Raw genomic sequence first — 16023 nt, 5'->3', positions numbered from 1 at the left:
CGGCAATCCTCCTAGCGCAGCGCGTCGAACAGCGTCAGCGAGCTGACACGGGCAAAGGCGGACTGGCTTGCTTCCAATGCGGTCAGCGATTGCTGGAGCCGCGCGATGGCTTCGGCAATGTCGGTATCGCCCACGCGGCTGCGCCGTTCGGCCAAGGCGACACGGCGGTCGGCCTGCTGGGTTTCGACCTGTTCGACCCACGCCATCCGCGTGCCGAGGATGGTGGTCGCGCGGTTGGCACTGTCGAGCGCGGCATCGATCCCGGCGATGCTGGCATTCGCGGCCGCCACCGGATCGCCCGCCCCGCCCTGCAAGGCGGTGGTCAAGGCACCCAGCACGGCAAAGGCGCTCGATGGGGTCCCGCCCAGATCGAATTCGAACACTTCGCTTCCCGGCAGCCCGCGTTCGATCGCGGTTCCGGGGGCGACCGGCACCGCGCCGCTTTCGGGCGTTCCGATGTAAGTGACATTGCCCGCCGCATCGCGGGTGAAGGCAGCGCCCGTCGATTGGCCGGCAAACAGCGTCTCGCCGGTGAGCGAGACCGCGTTGGAGCGATTGAACAATTCCTGCCCCAATTGCTCCAGTTCGAAAGCGATCGCGCGGCGACCATCGGCGCCCGTCGGGGTGCTCGCCGCTTGCACGGCAAGCTCGCGCGCGCGCTGAAGCACCGCGGTCACCGCCTGCACCTCGCTCGCGGCTGCGCCCAGGTCCTGGCCGAGCCGCGCGGCATTGTCGCCCTCGACCATCGCCAGCGCCTCGCGCCGGGCAACGCTGCGCAACTGCGCGGCTGCGGCCGGATCCTGCGAGCCGCGTTCGATCTTGCGGCCCGTCGCTATCTGGCTGCGGGTGCGTTCGATCCCACTGCGCAGATCGGCCATCTGGGCGAGCGAGCGGTTGAAGAACGAACCGGCGGAATTGGTGATGGAACCCATGTCGGCGCGCTCCCCTTATCTCAGATCAAGGACGGTATCGAACAGCTCGGCAGCGATCTGGATCACCCGGCTGTTGGCCTCGAAGGCCTGCTGCAAGCGAACCAGATTGGCCGCTTCGGTGTCGAGATCGACCCCGGTTTCGCGCAGCAATTCGGCCTCGGCGCTGGCGGCCACCACGGCGAGCCCGTCGGTGCGGGTTTCGAGCGCGGAGACCTTGCTTGCAAGGCCAAGCAAGAGCGCATCGGCACCTGTGATCGGCCCACTGGTATCGCCGAGCGCGGCGATCAGCGCCGCCAGATTGGCGGTATCGCGGCTGCCCGCTGGCGCACCTGCGGGGGCGGTGGCAAGTCCGTCTGCCGATGCGAGCACCATCGTGATGCTGCCCGCTCCGGTTCCGGAAAACAGCGGTTGGCCGGGCGTCCCGGCGATCCCCACGCCATTGGCCTGCGCAGTGTTCGACAGCGTGATCGCCGAGAGCGCTAGCGCATCGAGCCCGGTCTGCAGATCGGCCATTTCGGCCAGGGCGGCAGCGCGGCCTGCCATCCCGCCACTGGCAGGCACAAAGGCGCTGCCACCCAGCGTGAAGGTAACCGTGCCGTCGGCGGCAAAGCCGGTGGCAAGCGTCTGCGTGGTGCTGCCGGTGACCAGCGCGGTCGGCGGGGTGCCGTTGACGGTGACATCGGCAGTGCCGTTGGCGTTGATCGTCGGGGTGATCCCGAATTCCTTGGCGAGGCCGGCCAGCGCCTTGTCGCGTGCATCGAGCAGCGCGGCGCGGCCCGCGGTGCCTTCGCGCGCACCGACCAGATCGGCGTTGATCTTGGCCAGTTCGCCCGCCAGCTCGTTGACGGTCAGCGTCCTGGCGCTGACTTCGGCCTGCACCAGACTGCGCGCATTGGCGAGCGTGCCGTCGGCGATGCGGAAATTGCCCGCCATCTTGCGCGCCGCTTCCAACGCGGCGAGCCGCAGCGCAGGCTCGGTCGGGTTGTTCTGCAAGCGGGTAAGCGCGGCTTCGTAATCGACCAGACCGGTATAGACGCCCGAGGTTTCGAGCGCGCTTTCGGCTTCCTTCATGGCGAAGAACTGTTCTTCCGCCGCGGCCAGCGCCGAGGCCGAATCGCGCGCCTGCCGCTGGACCAGCCCGCTCTCGGCCCGCTCGATCACGCCCGGCCTCACCCCGCCCAGCGAATCCTGCGCGTTGTTGCCGATACTGCCGGTCATCACCAGCTCGCCCTGCGTCAGCGTGCGGCGCGAATAGTGCACGTTTTCGGCGTTCGCGATGTTTTGCGCCGTCAGCTCGAGGCTGCGGCGGGACGCGGTGAGGCCCGAGCGGGCAATGGTGAAGATCGCGGTTGGCATCAGCTGTCACCTTTGACGGGGAGATATTGCGCGAGGCTGGCTTCGATACTGCGGGCAAACCCCAAGGTGCCCGATGCAGCGGCGATGTCGGCGAAATGTTCGTCGCGCATCGTCTGGAACTGCTGCATCCCCCCGCCGGTCAGCGGGGTTTCCTGCGCAAAGCTCGCCGCGCGCGCGCTGGCGAGCATCTTGCGCACCATGATCGCCTCGAAGCCTTCCGCCGCTTCGCGCAGCGCAGCGCGTTCGGGCGAGAGCGCAGGCGCGGCCGCGCCGCGCACGGGGCCGAGCGGCCCGATCACAGCACCACCATTTCGGCTTGCAGGCTGCCCGCCTGTTTCAGGCTTTCGAGGATCACCACCAGATCGGATGCGCCCACACCCAGGAGGTTCAGCGCGTCGACGATCTCGTTCAGCGATGCGGCGCCCGGCATATAGGCGACGCGGTCGGATTGTTCCTCGATGGAAATGTCCGAGGATTCCTCGCGCGCCGTCTCGCCGTTGCTGAAGGGGGCGGGCTGCACGATCGCTGGGTTCTCGTCGATCCGGATCACCAGCTTGCCGTGGCTGACCGCCGCGGGCGCTAGCCGCACCGCATCGTTGATGACGACCGTGCCCGTCCGGCTGTTGACGATCACCCGCGCCGCCACAGGCGCAGGGGTGACGGCGAGCATCTCGATCTCGGCCATCATGCCCGATCGCACATCGTTGCCCGCCGGCAGCGCGAGCGCGATCGAAACCCCGTCGGCGATGCTCGCCATGCCCGGATAGCGCGTATTGATCGCATCGCGCACGCGGGCGGCGGTGAGGAAATCGGCCTTGTGAAGGTTGAACCGCAGCGCAGGCGCCGTGTCGAACCCGGTCGCGACCGCGCGCTCGACGCTGGCCCCGTCGGCGATCCGGCCCACGGTCGCGACATTGACGCTGACCTGCGACCCGTCGCGCCCGCTCACCCCCAGCCCCCCGACCGCGACATTGCCCTGCGCCATCGCGTAGATCTGTCCGTCCGCGCCATACAGCGGGGTGAGCACCAGCGCCCCGCCGCGCAAGGACGATGCCTGGCCCAGCGTCGACACGGTGATGTCGATCCGCTGGCCGGGCTTGGCAAAGGCGGGCAATTCGGCGGTGACGATCACCGCAGCCGCATTGCGCAGCGTCGGGCTGACACCCGGCGGCAACGGCAAGCCGAGCCGGCCCGAGACGCCGCGCATCGCTTCGGTGACATAGGCAAGGTTGTTGTCGCCCGTTCCGGCAAGGCCGACCACCACGCCGTATCCGGTCAGCTGGTTGGCGCGCAGGCCTTCGAACTGGCCAAGATCGCGGATCCGTTCGGCATGGGCGGGCACCGGGATCTGCCCGGCGGCAAAGGCCATCAGCACATAGAGCAGCGTGGCAAGGATGCGGGTGCGGAACATCGGGGCGGGCCCTCTCGTCAGAACGGCGAAATGAGGTTGAAGAAGCGGCTGAGCCAGCCCGGACGGCTTGCCTGCTGCACCGCGCCTTTGCCCGAATAGATGATCCGGGCATTCGCGACCTGCGAGGAGGCAAGGCGATTGTCGCTGTTGATATCGACCAGCCGGATGCGGCCGGCAAACTGCACCCATTCGTCTCCCTGGCTGAACATCATCTGCTTTTCTCCGACCACTTCGGCGGTGCCGTTCGGGTAGATCGCGGCAATCGTGACCGCGACCGCACCGTTGAGCCGGCTTTGCTGCGCGGCATTGCCTGCGCCTGTGAACGACCCTTCGGCCGCAGCTTTAAGGGCATCGGGCTTGAGGAAATCGAGCGGGCCGGAGGAGGGCGGGGTGATCCCGAAGCTGCCTTCGCGGCTGGTCTTGCCCGTCGTGCTCTTGACGGTGGTGGTGGCTTCGGTGAGGATGATCGTCACCATGTCGCCAAGACTGCGCGCGCGCGTGCCCGTCACCAGCCCGGCATAACCGTTCGACGGCTGGAAGATCGCGCCGGCGCTTGCGCCCTGCATTGCCGGCATCGCGGCGGCATAGGGATCGCCTGCCGTGGCCGCGGTGATCGCGGTGCCGGGCGGCGGAGGCGCGGCAAAGCCCGCTTGCGGCCCCTGCCCTGCGCCCATGCAGCCTGCCAGCAGCGCGGATGCCGCAGCAAGCGTGACAGCCGATTGCCTCATCGTGCGCCTCACAAGGTCTGGTTGGCGTTGCGCAGCATCTCGTCGACCGCGCTCACCATCTTGGAATTGATTTCGTACGCGCGCTGGGCCTCGATCATCTCGACCAGCTCCTCCACGACATTGACGTTCGATCCTTCGAGCATCCCCTGCCGGATCTGTCCGCGCCCGTTTTCGCCCGCAAAGCCGGTTTCGGCAGGGCCGCTGGCGGCGGTTTCGACGAGGAAATTGTCGCCGATGTTGCGCAGGCCCGCCGGATTGACGAAGCTGGAGACCGAGAGCTGGCCAAGCTGCGTGGGCTCGGCATTGCCCGGGGTCAGCGCGGTGACCGTGCCGTCGGGCGCGATGCTGATCGATTGCGCGCCCGCCGGAATCTGGATCGGCGGCTGCAGCGCATAGCCTTGCGCGGTGATCAGCGTGCCATCGGCAGAGCGCGTGAAGTTGCCCGCGCGGGTAAAGCCCGGTTGCCCCCCGCCGGGCAGTTCGACCTGGAAATAGCCATCCCCGTCCAGCGCCACGTCGAGCGTGTTGCCCGTGGGGTTCATCGTGCCTTGCGTCTGGATGCTGGTGGTGCCCTGCACCTGCACCCCGGTGCCAAGATTGAGGCCGACCGCATAAGCGGTCTGCCCGGTCGAGGCCTGGCCCGCGACGCGCTGTTCCTGATAGGCGAGCGTGGCAAAATCGGCGCGGTCGCGCTTGAACCCGGTGGTGCCGATATTGGCAAGGTTGTTGGCGATGACGCGCATCCGCATGTCCTGGGCTTCAAGACCGGTGCGGGCGACGTGGAGGGCGGATGTGGGCATGGGTCGGGTCTCCTGTGATTAGCGCAGCGCCATGAGGCCGCTGCCGGCTTCGTCGAGGCTGCCTGCGGTGGCGATGATCTTGGCGCGCTGTTCGAAAGCGCGCTGCGCCTCGATCATCTGGACGAGGGTGTCGGCGGTTTCGACATTGGACATTTCGAGCGCGCCGGTGCCGAGCCGCGCGGTAAGATCGGGTGGTAGCACGCCGGTGCCTCCAGCGGCGGCGGGGACCTTCAGGAATCCGTCGATCCCCTTGGCCAGCCGAGTGCCTTCGGAATTGACCAGCCGGATGCGGCCCACGGGTTCCGCCGCAGCGCCCGGCGCGGCGGGATCGGCGGCCAAGACGGTGCCATCGGCGGCAAGGCTGATTCCGAAGCCCGGCGGCAGCGTGATCGGCGCGCCGTTCTCACCCAGCACCGCCAGCCCCTCGCCGTTTTCGAGCACGCCCGTCGCGCCGACGCGCAGATCGCCGCGGCGCGAATAGACTTCGCCCTGCCGGTCGGGCGACTGGAACGCGATCAGCGCCTTGCCTTCGAGCGCGACATCGAGCGGATTGCCTGTGGGCACCACGCGCGCCGCCTTCATGTCCGCGCCGCGCACATTGCCGCGTGCAGGCGCGCGCGCTTCGAGCGTGCCGTCCTTGAGCGTTGCCGGGGTCACCGCGAAGATTTCCTGGCGAAAGCCCGGCGTCGAGGCGTTGGCGAGGTTGTTCGCCACCACCCGCTGCCGGTCCATCGCCGCGTTCATCGCGGTCATCGCGGTGTAGATCAGCCGGTCCATCGCCTTAGCTGCGCAGGTTCAGCACGGTCTGCGAAATCTGTGTCGCAGTATCGATCGCCTTGGCATTGGCCTGGAAATTGCGCTGCGCCGTGAGCAGCGCGACCATTTCCTCGGCCAGATCGACGTTCGAGCGTTCGAGCGCGCCGCTGATCATTTCGCCATAGGTGCCGATGCCCGGATTGCCGAACACCGCAGCGCCGCTTTCGCCGGTCGCCTGCCACTTGGTCTGGCCCGCGGCACGAAGGCCGTTGGGCGCGGGGAACGTGGCGAGCGCAACCTGCCCGACCGGCTGGGTCGAGCCATCCGAATAGGCCGCAATCACGATCCCGCGCACGTTGATCGTGACGTTGGCGAGCGTGGCGGTGCCGTTGGTGACCGGCACGTTGATATCCGCAGGCACAGCCGAGGTCGGGTTGCCCGCCGCATCGACCGGATAGGCCTGCAGGCGGTTGCCCCACGAATCCTCCATCTCGCCCACCGCGGTCAGCCGGAAGTTGCCATTGCGGCTGTAACTGACCTCGCCCGAAAACGGATTGGCGAGCGCGAAGAAGCCATCGCCGTCGATCGCGAGGTCAAGCGCGCGCCCGGTCTGTTCGAGCGGGCCGAGCACGAAGTCCTGCGTGATCCCGGCAATCGTCGCGCCGATGCCGGGGCTGCGGCGCGGGTCGGTGGCAGAGCCGGTGGCGACCAGATCAGCAAACTGGACCGAGCTTTTCTTGAAGCCCACGGTTTCGGCGTTGGCGATGTTGTGAGCAATGACGCGCAGGTCCGTATCGGCGTTCTTGAGACCGGACAGCGAAGTGAAGAACGACATATGGCTTTATCCTTCGGTTGAGGGGACGGGTCAGGGCGCAGGCGCGTTGACAGCGCGCACGGTGGCTTCCTGCGCCGAAATCAGGCGATCGAGCTTGGCCGAGATTTCTTCGAGCGTGGCGCCGCTTTCGGTGGTCGCGGCGAGCGCGGAAAACTGCGCCATCTGCGCCAGCATTGCCTGATTGTCGGTCGGCGCGAGCGGGTCCTGGTTCGACAGCTGCGTGGTCAAAAGCTTGAGGAAATCGGCCTGCCCCAGCGATTGGGTTGCCCCTTTCAGCCGCGAAGGCGTGTTGAGCCGGTCGAGCGTGGTCTGCGCGGCGGAATTGACGGTGGTGGTTGTGGTGGTGGTCATCACTGGCTCCTCAGGGTTTCGAGCATCAGTTGCTTGGCGGTCTGGAGCGCCTGCACCAGGTTCTGATATTGGCGCGCGCTTTCCATGATCTCGACCATCTCGGCGGTCTCATCGACGGGGGCTTCGAAGACGTTGCCGTCCTTGTCGGCGAGCGGGTGCGAGGGATCGTAACGCTTGGTCGGCGCGGTTTCGGCGCGCACCAGACCGCTGGTGGTGACCCCGGCGATGCCCGATGCGCGGTCGAGTTCGGTCGCGAACACCGCGCGGATCGGGCGATAGGCGCCTTCCTCGGTGGAGGAGACCGATCCCGCATTGGCAAGGTTCGAGGTGGCGGCATTCATCCGCACCATCTGCGCGCTCATCGCGCGGGTGGTGAGGCTGAACAGCGTGGTGGGGGTGCGTTCGGGCATTGGCCTCACTCGCCCTTCAGCGCGCGGGTGATGGTGTTGACCTTGCCCTGCACGAAACTGAGCGTCGCGGAATAGGCCACCGCGTTTTCGGCAAAGGCGACCTGCTCGCGGTTCAGTTCGACCGTGTTACCATCCAATGAGGGCATCGTCGGGCGGCGCCACACCATCCCGGCCTCGGGATTGGTGGCAACGCCTTTGCGGCCCTGATCCAGCCGGGCATCGAGCGCGGCGTTGAAATCGATGTCGCGCGCCTTGTAGCCCGGGGTCGCGGCATTGGCGATGTTCGAGGCGATCACCCCCATCCGCTGCGACCGCAAGGTCAGCGCCGCGCCGTGGATACCGAAAAGTCGCTCGTTCACCTGTTCGAACTCCTGTCTGCGCCGCGGGGTGGCCCGCAGGTCGCAAGACGATCAGCACGAACCGTGCCAATTTCGCAGCAACGCGCAAAACCGCACCATCGATACGGCGTGCGGCATGCGCAGCGGCAGGCTTTTGCCGCCATCGCTGCCGCCTCAGGGCAAACCCGTGCCGCGCTTAATCCGCGGTCAGCAGCGCCGTTCTGCAGCGGTGTCACCAGCCGGAGGGATCCCGTCATGCCGAGCCAGTTTTCCGTCCTGTTCGACCCCGGCGCGCTGGCGATCGTGGCATCCGGCACCGTGCTGGCTACCGTGGCGCGCTGCGGCTGGCGCGAGTTTGGCGGGGCTTTGCGGATGGCGGCGGGGACACTGGGCGGCGGGTTCTCCCCCGAGGCGAACCGCAAGGCCTTGGCGGTCGCGATCAGCGCGATCCAGCGCAATGGCCCGCGCCGCGCGGACCCGCCGCTGCCGCCCGACCGCGCGCTGGGATTGCTGCTGGAGACCTATCTGCGCCGCGGCGCGCATGATGCCTTGGCGCCTGTGCGCCGCGCCGAGCGGGCGCTTGCCGAGGCGCGCCGGATCAATGCGGCGCAAGTCTTCGCCTGCGCGGGCGAGCTGGCGCCGGTGTTCGGTCTGATCGGCACATTGTATGGCCTGACGCAGCTTGCGCCTGTCGCCGGGGGCAGCGCGGCAGCGGCGATCATGGGCGCGGTATCGACCGCGGTGCTGACTTCGCTGTATGGCGCACTGATCGCGCATCTGGTGTGTTTCCCGCTGGCCAGCGCGATCGAACGCCGCGGGCGGGCCGAAGAGCAGGCGCGCGATGCGCTTGCCGACTGGTTCATCGCCGGGATCGGCGGTGCGCCATCGCCTCCGCACGAACGCCGCGCACATTTGCGGGGGGTGGCATGATCCGCTCTTCCGCACTGCCCCGGCCGGGTCAGACGCGGATCGGGCATGGCTGGCAGCTGATCCTAGCCGATCTTGCGCTGATCCTGTTCCTGCTGTCGCTTTCCGCGCTGCCCGCTGCCGAAGCCGAGTCCGGTCGCCATCTGGCTGCGCGCGCGGTGCAGGAGCAAAAGACGCGCGAAACCGCCGAACCCGAAGTCGCCGCCGCGCAGGCCTTATTCCGCCCGGTTGCCGGCGGCCCGAGTCTGGGCGACTGGCTGCGCGCGCAGGCCCCCGATCCGCGCGCGACCGTGACGGTCTTCGCGATCCACACCCCCGGCGCAGAGGCCGCGGCTTGGGCCCGCGCCGAAACGCTCGCCCAGCAGGCGCGCGCCGCGGGCACGCAGGTCCGCACGATCATTGCCGCTGGCTCCGTCGACGAAGTCTACGCCAGCCTTGCCTATGACCAGACCATCGCCTTGGCGATCCGGCCCGCCCGCAGAGCATCCTAGGCGCTGGCGCGGTCTAACCCAGTTCGATGCGATTGCGGCCTTGCTGCTTGGCCCGGTAAAGCGCCGCATCGGCGCGGGCGAGCGCGGCGCGGGTGTCGGCATCGTCGTCGACCTGGGCAACGCCGCCCGAAAAGGTGATCCGCCCGAACGGCTGGCCGGTGTCGCGGTTCATCAGAATGCGGCCGGCCTGCGCGCGGCGGATCGCATCGAGCCTGCCCTTGGCGGCCTCCTTTGCGAGACCCGAGAACAATAGCACGAACTCCTCTCCGCCGTGGCGCGCGGTGAAGCAGTGGTCGCCCGCCATCTCGCGAAAACTCGCCGCCAGCGCGCACAGCACCCGGTCGCCTGCGGCATGGCCGTGGCGATCGTTGACCTGCTTGAAATGATCGACATCGCAAAACGCGATGCTCAGCGGCTCGCCCTTGTCGCGCGCCTCGATCGCGGCGGCGACCAGCTGGCGTTCGAACGCGCGGCGGTTGGGCAGACGGGTGAGATGATCGACATCGGCCTCGCTGCGCGCGCGGGCGAGGCTTTCGCGCAAGCGGTAGATCTCAAGCTCGCTGCGCGCCATCGCCGCTTCGATCTGTTCGATCCGGCTCAGCATCGCGCGCGACAGGTCGATCACCTGCGCGAATTCCTGCGGCCCGGCGAGCGCCTCGATCTGGTCGCCGATTGCGCCGCGGTGATCGCTGGTTTCGGTCTGCGCATCGCGTGCGGTCTGCGCAAAGCGGGTGAGCGCATATTCGAGCTTCTCCGAAAGCTGTTCGAGCGCAGCGATCCGCGCATTGCCATCGGGATCGTTGCGCAGGACCGTGTCGAGCCAGCGCTGGTCGATCGGCTCGCCGCAGGCCTCGCGCTGCACCAGTGCGCTGGCAAGTTCGGGGCTGCTACCCGACAGCGCGCCGCACACCGCCGCCATGTTGGGCGCGGTCACTTCCAGATCGTGGCGGGCAAAGAACGCGCCGATATCGTCGAGCAGTTCGGTTCTTGCAGCCTTGGCCCGCGTGCCGGTGGTATGTGCCCGGCGATCGGGTTTGTCGCGGATGCGGGTCGCACGCGAAGTGCGGGAGAAGCCGGTTGAAAAGGCCATTGTGATGAAACCCGAAACAAGGGGTGGGTGCCGAATGCAGCCACCCTATCGGCCTATGCCTAAGCTGCGGACCCAAGCGATCCGGGCAAAATACCTAAACCCGCCTTGGCACGCGTCTTGCTGCGGGCGAACGCGCGCCAACCGCGCTGCACACAAGGATTGTGACCCGATGACCGCTTCGATGACTTGGCACGATGGCTGGCGGCTGAGCCCGCTGGTGCTGCCGATCCTGCTGCCGCTGTGCGATCCGCCCGCCGCTGCGCAGACCCGCGCGCTGACCAGTCCGGCGGCGATCGATGCGGCCGTGGCCGAATTCACCAAGGCCCCGATCGGCGCGCCCGGCGGGGCACGCATGGCAGCCGATCCGCGGCTCGCGCTCGCCGCCTGCGATGGCCCGCTGGCAGTGCGCTGGCACACCCCCGCACACAGCGCGGTGCAGGTGGAGTGCCCGGGCCCGACCTCCTGGCGCATCTTCATCGCCACCCTGCCGCAGCCGGGTGTTAGCACCGCGGGGGCCGCCGCTGCCCCTTCCGCGGTCAAGCGCGGCGATGCCGTGACGCTGGTGGTGCGCGGGCGCGGGTTCAGCGTGCAGAAGCCCGGCGAAGCGATGGAGGCCGGGCGCGTGGGCGACTGGATCCATGTCCGCACCAGCGCCAAATCCGAAGGCCTGCGCGCGCGGATCGAACGGCCCGGCATGGTCGTGATCCCTGCCGGATAACACCCCCTTAAAGCCTGCCACCGCGTGCCGTTCTGGCCCGCATAGACCTGATCGAAGGACCACCGCCATGCCCTCTATCGAACTGAGCAAATTGCCGAGCGTCAGCGCCGCCCGCGCTGTCGCATCGGGCGAGCGCGCGCAGATCGAAGCCCGCCCCCGCAATGCCGCCCCTGCTGCCGGCGCCGCGCCGGGCGGGGTCAGCCTCGAGGTCAGCAGCGCAGCCGAAGCCGCCAGCCCGCCGGTCGATGCCGAACGGGTGAGCCAGATCAAGGCGGCGCTGCGCGACGGGTCATATCCGCTGGTCCCGACCAAGATCGTCGATGCGATGATCGCTGCGCAGGTCAGCCTGTCGATGCCGGAACGGGTCTGATCCAATGCCTGAAATCCTTGTCCCTGCCACCCGGCCCGCGCTTCATGCCGTGCCGACCCCCGCCCCTGCCCCTGCCCCTCTGGTGCCGCTGGCGGCAGGCTTGCGGCAGATGATTGCCGTTCTGGAACGCGAACGGCAGGCGCTTGCCGCGCTCGATGCCGATGGTTTGATCGGCGCGGCGCGCGACAAGGAAGCGCTGTGCGATGAACTTGCCGCGATCGGGCCGCAGATGCTCGACGGAGAGACCCGCACGCTGGCCGAAACCGCACGCCAGCTCAACGAGGTCAACCGCCGGGTGCGCAATCTCCTCGCGGCCAACGTCGCGGCACGGATCGAGGCACTGGCAGGATCGCGCCGGATGCCGCGCGCGACCTATACCCCCGCGCGCGCCTAAGGGTTCATACCTGGGCCGGAGCCATCCGCAACTGGCACGCGCCTTGCAAAACCCGCCTGTGAAAGCCCCGCGCCACCGCGGGCGCTCCCGTCAGGCGGAAAAGCGCATGAACCCCTCTCCCCTAACGTTGAATTTGCCCGCAGGCAGCTTGCGCGCCGGGTTCGATGCCGCCGCGCGCAGTCATGCCGCAGCACAGGCCGGGATCGCGGATGGCGGCCGTGTTGCCGCGCGGCAGATCGCGGGCGGGGGCGGTTCGGTCGAGGCCGCGATCGCCCGCGCGGCGCAGGCGACCAGCATCGATTTCAACTTCCTGCTTGCACAAGCCGAGGTCGAATCCGCAATGAACCCCGAAGCGCGCGCCGCCACTTCGAGCGCGACCGGGCTTTACCAGTTCATCGAAAGCACCTGGCTCGGCACGGTCAAACGCCACGGGGCGCGCTTCGGGCTGGGCGCGGTGGCCGATCAGATCGCGATGAGCGAAAGCGGCAATGCCTGGGTCAGCGATCCTGCGCAGCGTGAGGCAATCCTCGCCCTGCGCAACGATCCGCAGGTCGCCGCGCTGATGGCGGCGGGGCTGGCCGAGGACAACCGCGCGCATCTGATGCCGATCCTTGGCCGGCAGCCGAGCCACGGCGAATTGTATCTGGCGCATTTCCTCGGCGCGGGCGGAGCGGGCCGGTTCCTGAGCGAATTGCAGGCGAACCCCTCGCAAAGCGCGCCTGCGCTGTTCGCCCGTCCGGCGGCAGCCAACCGCGGGATTTTCTATGGCCCCGATGGCAGCCCGCGCAGTCTGGCGCAGGTGATGGATGTGATCGAAGGCAAGATCGGGCGCGCGCTCGACCGCGCCAGCGATGGCAGGGCGCCGCGCTTTGCCCGCGCCGATTATGTGCGCGGCAACACCGCTTCGGGCGGGTTTACCCCCGCGCCCTATCTGATCGCCGATGAAGGCGTGTTCGGCCCCGGCCCCTCGCCTGCCCTCACCCATACCGCGGCGAATTTTCCGCGCAGCAACGGCAGCCGGCTGCCGCGTGCGCCGATGTCGCAAATCCTCGGCAACACCTTCGGTTCGGACCCCGCCGCCGCCCCGCCGCAGGTTCGCCGCGCCTATGACCGGCTGAAGGCGCTCGGCCTGTGAGCGGAACCGCGCTGATCCCGCTTTCGCGCACGGCGCGGTTTGGCAATGCTTCGGTATCGCTGGCGCTGCCGGCGGGCATCTTCGCGCTGCTGGCGCTGATGGTGCTGCCCGTGCCGGCGATGCTGCTCGACATCTTCTTCGTGCTCAACATCGCGATCTCGATTGCGGTGCTGATGGTGGCATTGAACGCGCGCCGCCCGCTCGATTTCTCCAGTTTTCCCAGCGTCCTGCTGTTCGCGACGCTGCTGCGGCTTGCGCTCAATGTCGCATCGACCCGCGTGGTGCTGGTGCACGGGCACGAAGGCGGCGCGGCGGCGGGCCATGTGATCGAAAGCTTCGCCGCCTTCCTGGTCGGCGGCAATTTCGCCGTCGGCCTGTTCGTGTTCGCGATCCTGATGATCATCAACATGATCGTCATCACCAAGGGCGCGGGCCGTGTGTCCGAGGTGTCCGCGCGCTTCGTGCTCGATGCGCTGCCGGGCAAGCAGATGGCGATCGACGCCGACATCGCCGCCGGGCTCGTCACCGCCGACGAAGCGCGCGAACGCCGCCGCGAAGTCACGGTCGAGGCCGATTTCTACGGGTCGATGGATGGTGCGAGCAAGTTCGTCAAAGGCGATGCGGTGGCCGCGCTGCTGATCCTCGGGGTCAATATCGTCGCCGGTTTCGCGATCGGGATGATCAGCCACGATCTCACTGCGGCGGAGGCGGGCGAGGCTTACGTGACGCTGGCGGTGGGCGATGCGCTGGTGGCACAGGTGCCGGCGTTGCTGCTGTCGATTGCGGCGGCCGCGATCGTGACCCGCGTGTCGGACACCCGCGATCTCACCGGACAGATCGGCGGGCAGTTCGCCGATCCGCGCGGGTGGCTGCCGGTGGCGCTGATCCTTGGCGCGGTGGGCGTGGTGCCCGCGATGCCGCAGGCGATCTTCCTGCCCGCCGCAGCGGTCGCGGCAGGTATCTGGTGGACGCTCAAACAGCGTGCCGCCGCCCCCGAACCCGTTCCCGAGGTGATCGACGACACCCCTCCCGATCACATCGCGCTCGCCGATGTGGCCGACAGCACGCTGGTCACGCTCGAGCTTGGCTATGGCATCGTCGGGCTGGTCGATGCCGCGCAAGGTGCGCCGCTGATCACGCGGATTACCGGGATCAGGAAGCAATTGTCGCGCGATCTGGGCTTCGTCCTGCCGCAGTTCCGCATCCGCGATTCGCTCGATCTCGCGGCGCAGGATTACGCGGTGATGATGGGCGGCGTGAGCATTGCGCGCGGGTCGGTGCGGCCGGGCAAGCTGCTTGCGATCGACGCGGGCGATGTGCGCGCCGGGCCCGGTGGCTATGGCGGGCTGACGGGGGAGCCGACGCGCGATCCCTCGTTCGATTGCCCTGCCTTGTGGATCGCACCGGGCGCGCGCGATCATGCGGTGGCCGAAGGGTTCCTGGTGGTCGATCCCGCTTCGGTGATCGCCACCCACGCCAACCAGGCACTGCTTGCCGAAGCGCATCAGCTGCTCGGCCCCGACGAGGTGCGCGAATGGGTCGATGGGCTGAAAGCCCGCGCGCCGGCGCTGGTCGAGGCGGTCTATCCCGATCCGCTGCCGCTTGCCGCGCTGACCCGCACTTTGCGCGCGCTGATGGCTGACGGGATCGGGCTGTCGCACCCCCAGCCCTTGTTCACCTCGCTGGCTCTGGCAATGCAGAAAACCACGGATTTCGATGCGGTTATCGATGCGGTGCGGGCCGATATGGCGCAGCGCCTCGTCGCGCGGATCGCCGCGCCGGGCGAGCCATTGAAGGTCGTCACGCTCGATGCGGGGCTTGAATCGGCGATCCTTGGCGGGATGATCGATCCTGCCACCGGGCAGCCGCTGATCGAGCCCGATTGCGGCGGCATGATCGTGCGCGAGGCAGCGCGGATCGCGGACGAACAGGGCGGGCCGATCGCGCTGATCGTGCAGCCCCCTGCGCGCCGTGCGCTGACCGCGCTGCTCAAGGTGCGCAGCCCGCGCTGTCTGGTGCTCTCGATTGCCGAGCTTCCCGCCGCGCAGCCGATCGCGGTGGTCGGCGTGATCGGCGCGCCCGAAGAGGCCCCGCCACTGGCCCCGCCCCGGCATGAGGAGATCGCCGCATGAAGCACGATCACGCCGGATTTGCCGCGCCTTCGCAGACACTTGGCGCGCACCCCTATGCCCCTTCACGCGCCGAGGTCGAGGACCGCGTGCGCCGGTTTCTCCCGCTGGTGCGCCGCACCGCATGGCACATCAACGGGCGCGGGCGCGAGGGGTTGGAGATCGAGGATCTGGTGCAGGCGGGCATCCTCGCGCTGACCGAATGCGCGCAGCGCCATGCCGGGCCGACCGAGGACGGCTTTGCCGCCTATGCCAAGATCCGGGTGCGCGGGGCGATGCTCGACGAGGTGCGCCGTCTCGCCCATGACAGCCGCACCGCGCGCAGCCGCCGGGCGGAATACGAGCGCGCGCTGGCAAGCTTGCGCGGCACGCTGGGCCGGGCGCCGAGCCGCGCGGAACTGGCGCAAACCATGGGAATTTCCGATGCCGAACTGCTCGCGATCGAAGGTTCGGGCGTGCGGCTTACCCCGATCGACGATGCCTATGACGAGACCAGTCTCGCCTTTGCCAGCGACGATCCCGACCCGTTCGAGGCCTTGTGCGCGGCGGAGGATCGCGAGCGCTTGCTCGCGGCGATGATCGAGCTGCCAGACCGGCTCAAACTGGTGCTCCAGCTGTTCTTCGTCGAGGAACTCAACCTTACCGAAATCGCCGCCGTCCTCGATGTCAGCGTGCCGCGCGTCCACCAGCTGCGCGCCAAGGCGCTGAAGGATTTGCGCAGCCTGCTCGATGCCGCCGCAATGCCCGGCTGAACCGCGAGTGTTTCACGTGAAACACGCCCGCTAAACGCACCAAACCGGGGTCTGAAGGGGGTCAGACAGGGGTCAGGAGGGGGCAAGCGCAAGCACCGCC

Annotated in this window: 20 protein-coding genes; 8 read left to right on the top strand and 12 right to left on the bottom strand. The window is 68.3% G+C overall.

The genetic code is table 11. The annotated features are described in order from the left end of the window. Positions 1 to 11: 11 nt before the first annotated feature. Genes A9D12_RS06030 through flgB form a run of 11 tightly spaced genes read right to left on the bottom strand, consistent with a single transcriptional unit; the run spans position 12 to position 7881 of the window. Positions 12 to 932 (bottom strand): flagellin N-terminal helical domain-containing protein, encoded by a 921-nt coding sequence (locus A9D12_RS06030; protein WP_068350489.1) that lies wholly within the window; start codon positions 930 to 932, stop codon positions 12 to 14. A gap of 15 nt (positions 933 to 947) precedes the next feature. Continuing rightward, the gene (gene flgK, locus A9D12_RS06025) at positions 948 to 2288 is read right to left on the bottom strand and encodes a flagellar hook-associated protein FlgK (RefSeq protein ID WP_068350488.1); all 1341 of its coding nucleotides are present in this window, start codon (positions 2286 to 2288) and stop codon (positions 948 to 950) included. Continuing rightward, on the bottom strand, positions 2288 to 2587 hold the full coding sequence (locus tag A9D12_RS06020; protein ID WP_068350487.1) for a rod-binding protein: 300 nt from the start codon (positions 2585 to 2587) through the stop codon (positions 2288 to 2290). The genes flgK and A9D12_RS06020 overlap by 1 nt, the downstream gene beginning before the upstream one ends. Continuing rightward, on the bottom strand, positions 2584 to 3699 hold the full coding sequence (locus A9D12_RS06015) for a flagellar basal body P-ring protein FlgI (RefSeq protein WP_068350486.1): 1116 nt from the start codon (positions 3697 to 3699) through the stop codon (positions 2584 to 2586). Before A9D12_RS06015 ends, A9D12_RS06020 begins: the two co-directional genes overlap by 4 nt. Positions 3700 to 3716: 17 nt before the next feature. Further along, positions 3717 to 4427 carry a flagellar basal body L-ring protein FlgH gene (locus tag A9D12_RS06010; RefSeq protein WP_068350485.1) on the bottom strand — a complete coding sequence of 237 codons (711 nt, stop codon included), beginning with the start codon at positions 4425 to 4427 and terminating at the stop codon, positions 3717 to 3719. Positions 4428 to 4435: 8 nt separating this feature from the next. Continuing rightward, positions 4436 to 5227 carry a flagellar basal-body rod protein FlgG gene (gene flgG / locus A9D12_RS06005; protein ID WP_068350484.1) on the bottom strand — a complete coding sequence of 264 codons (792 nt, stop codon included), beginning with the start codon at positions 5225 to 5227 and terminating at the stop codon, positions 4436 to 4438. 18 nt (positions 5228 to 5245) lie between these two features. Then, entirely contained in the window at positions 5246 to 6004 is a 759-nt protein-coding gene (locus A9D12_RS06000) for a flagellar basal body rod protein FlgF (protein WP_068350483.1), read from the bottom strand. Positions 6005 to 6008: 4 nt separating this feature from the next. Next, the gene (locus tag A9D12_RS05995; RefSeq protein ID WP_068350482.1) at positions 6009 to 6818 is read right to left on the bottom strand and encodes a flagellar hook-basal body complex protein; all 810 of its coding nucleotides are present in this window, start codon (positions 6816 to 6818) and stop codon (positions 6009 to 6011) included. 30 nt (positions 6819 to 6848) lie between these two features. After that, entirely contained in the window at positions 6849 to 7169 is a 321-nt protein-coding gene (locus A9D12_RS05990; RefSeq protein WP_068350481.1) for a flagellar hook assembly protein FlgD, read from the bottom strand. Next, positions 7169 to 7579, bottom strand: a complete 411-nt coding sequence (flgC, locus tag A9D12_RS05985) for a flagellar basal body rod protein FlgC (RefSeq protein ID WP_068350480.1) — start codon at positions 7577 to 7579, stop codon at positions 7169 to 7171. The genes A9D12_RS05990 and flgC overlap by 1 nt, the downstream gene beginning before the upstream one ends. 5 nt (positions 7580 to 7584) lie before the next feature. Then, positions 7585 to 7881, bottom strand: a complete 297-nt coding sequence (flgB, locus tag A9D12_RS05980; RefSeq protein WP_068350479.1) for a flagellar basal body rod protein FlgB — start codon at positions 7879 to 7881, stop codon at positions 7585 to 7587. Positions 7882 to 8172: 291 nt separating this feature from the next. On the opposite strand from flgB, the gene A9D12_RS05975 reads away from it, so the two are divergent. Further along, positions 8173 to 8847 carry a MotA/TolQ/ExbB proton channel family protein gene (locus tag A9D12_RS05975; protein WP_156522805.1) on the top strand — a complete coding sequence of 225 codons (675 nt, stop codon included), beginning with the start codon at positions 8173 to 8175 and terminating at the stop codon, positions 8845 to 8847. Further along, a complete protein-coding gene (locus A9D12_RS05970; RefSeq protein ID WP_068350477.1) occupies positions 8844 to 9335 on the top strand; it encodes a hypothetical protein in 492 nt (163 codons plus the stop codon). The genes A9D12_RS05975 and A9D12_RS05970 overlap by 4 nt, the downstream gene beginning before the upstream one ends. Before the next feature lie 13 nt (positions 9336 to 9348). Here A9D12_RS05970 and A9D12_RS05965 read toward each other — a convergent pair whose 3' ends face one another. Then, a complete protein-coding gene (locus A9D12_RS05965; protein WP_082925415.1) occupies positions 9349 to 10425 on the bottom strand; it encodes a GGDEF domain-containing protein in 1077 nt (358 codons plus the stop codon). A gap of 169 nt (positions 10426 to 10594) precedes the next feature. Between A9D12_RS05965 and A9D12_RS14855 the strand changes: the two genes are divergently transcribed. The 6 genes from A9D12_RS14855 (at position 10595) to A9D12_RS05935 (ending at position 15923) form a co-directional block, all read left to right on the top strand. Further along, positions 10595 to 11143: a flagella basal body P-ring formation protein FlgA gene (locus tag A9D12_RS14855; protein ID WP_197489882.1), complete on the top strand. Its 549-nt coding sequence runs from the start codon at positions 10595 to 10597 to the stop codon at positions 11141 to 11143. A gap of 67 nt (positions 11144 to 11210) precedes the next feature. Further along, on the top strand, positions 11211 to 11513 hold the full coding sequence (locus A9D12_RS05955) for a flagellar biosynthesis anti-sigma factor FlgM (protein ID WP_068350476.1): 303 nt from the start codon (positions 11211 to 11213) through the stop codon (positions 11511 to 11513). 4 nt (positions 11514 to 11517) lie between these two features. Then, on the top strand, positions 11518 to 11907 hold the full coding sequence (locus tag A9D12_RS05950) for a flagellar protein FlgN (protein WP_231889706.1): 390 nt from the start codon (positions 11518 to 11520) through the stop codon (positions 11905 to 11907). A gap of 106 nt (positions 11908 to 12013) precedes the next feature. Beyond that, on the top strand, positions 12014 to 13042 hold the full coding sequence (locus tag A9D12_RS05945) for a transglycosylase SLT domain-containing protein (protein ID WP_082925414.1): 1029 nt from the start codon (positions 12014 to 12016) through the stop codon (positions 13040 to 13042). Positions 13043 to 13140: 98 nt separating this feature from the next. Then, entirely contained in the window at positions 13141 to 15174 is a 2034-nt protein-coding gene (locus A9D12_RS05940; RefSeq protein WP_231889741.1) for a flagellar biosynthesis protein FlhA, read from the top strand. Next, positions 15171 to 15923: a sigma-70 family RNA polymerase sigma factor gene (locus A9D12_RS05935; RefSeq protein WP_068350475.1), complete on the top strand. Its 753-nt coding sequence runs from the start codon at positions 15171 to 15173 to the stop codon at positions 15921 to 15923. The genes A9D12_RS05940 and A9D12_RS05935 overlap by 4 nt, the downstream gene beginning before the upstream one ends. Positions 15924 to 16023: the final 100 nt, after the last annotated feature.

This window comes from Erythrobacter neustonensis, assembly GCF_001663175.1.
Taxonomy (GTDB): Bacteria; Pseudomonadota; Alphaproteobacteria; order Sphingomonadales; family Sphingomonadaceae; genus Erythrobacter; species Erythrobacter neustonensis.
Note: the sequence above shows the minus strand (reverse complement) of the source record. Positions and strands in the feature narration are given on the sequence as shown.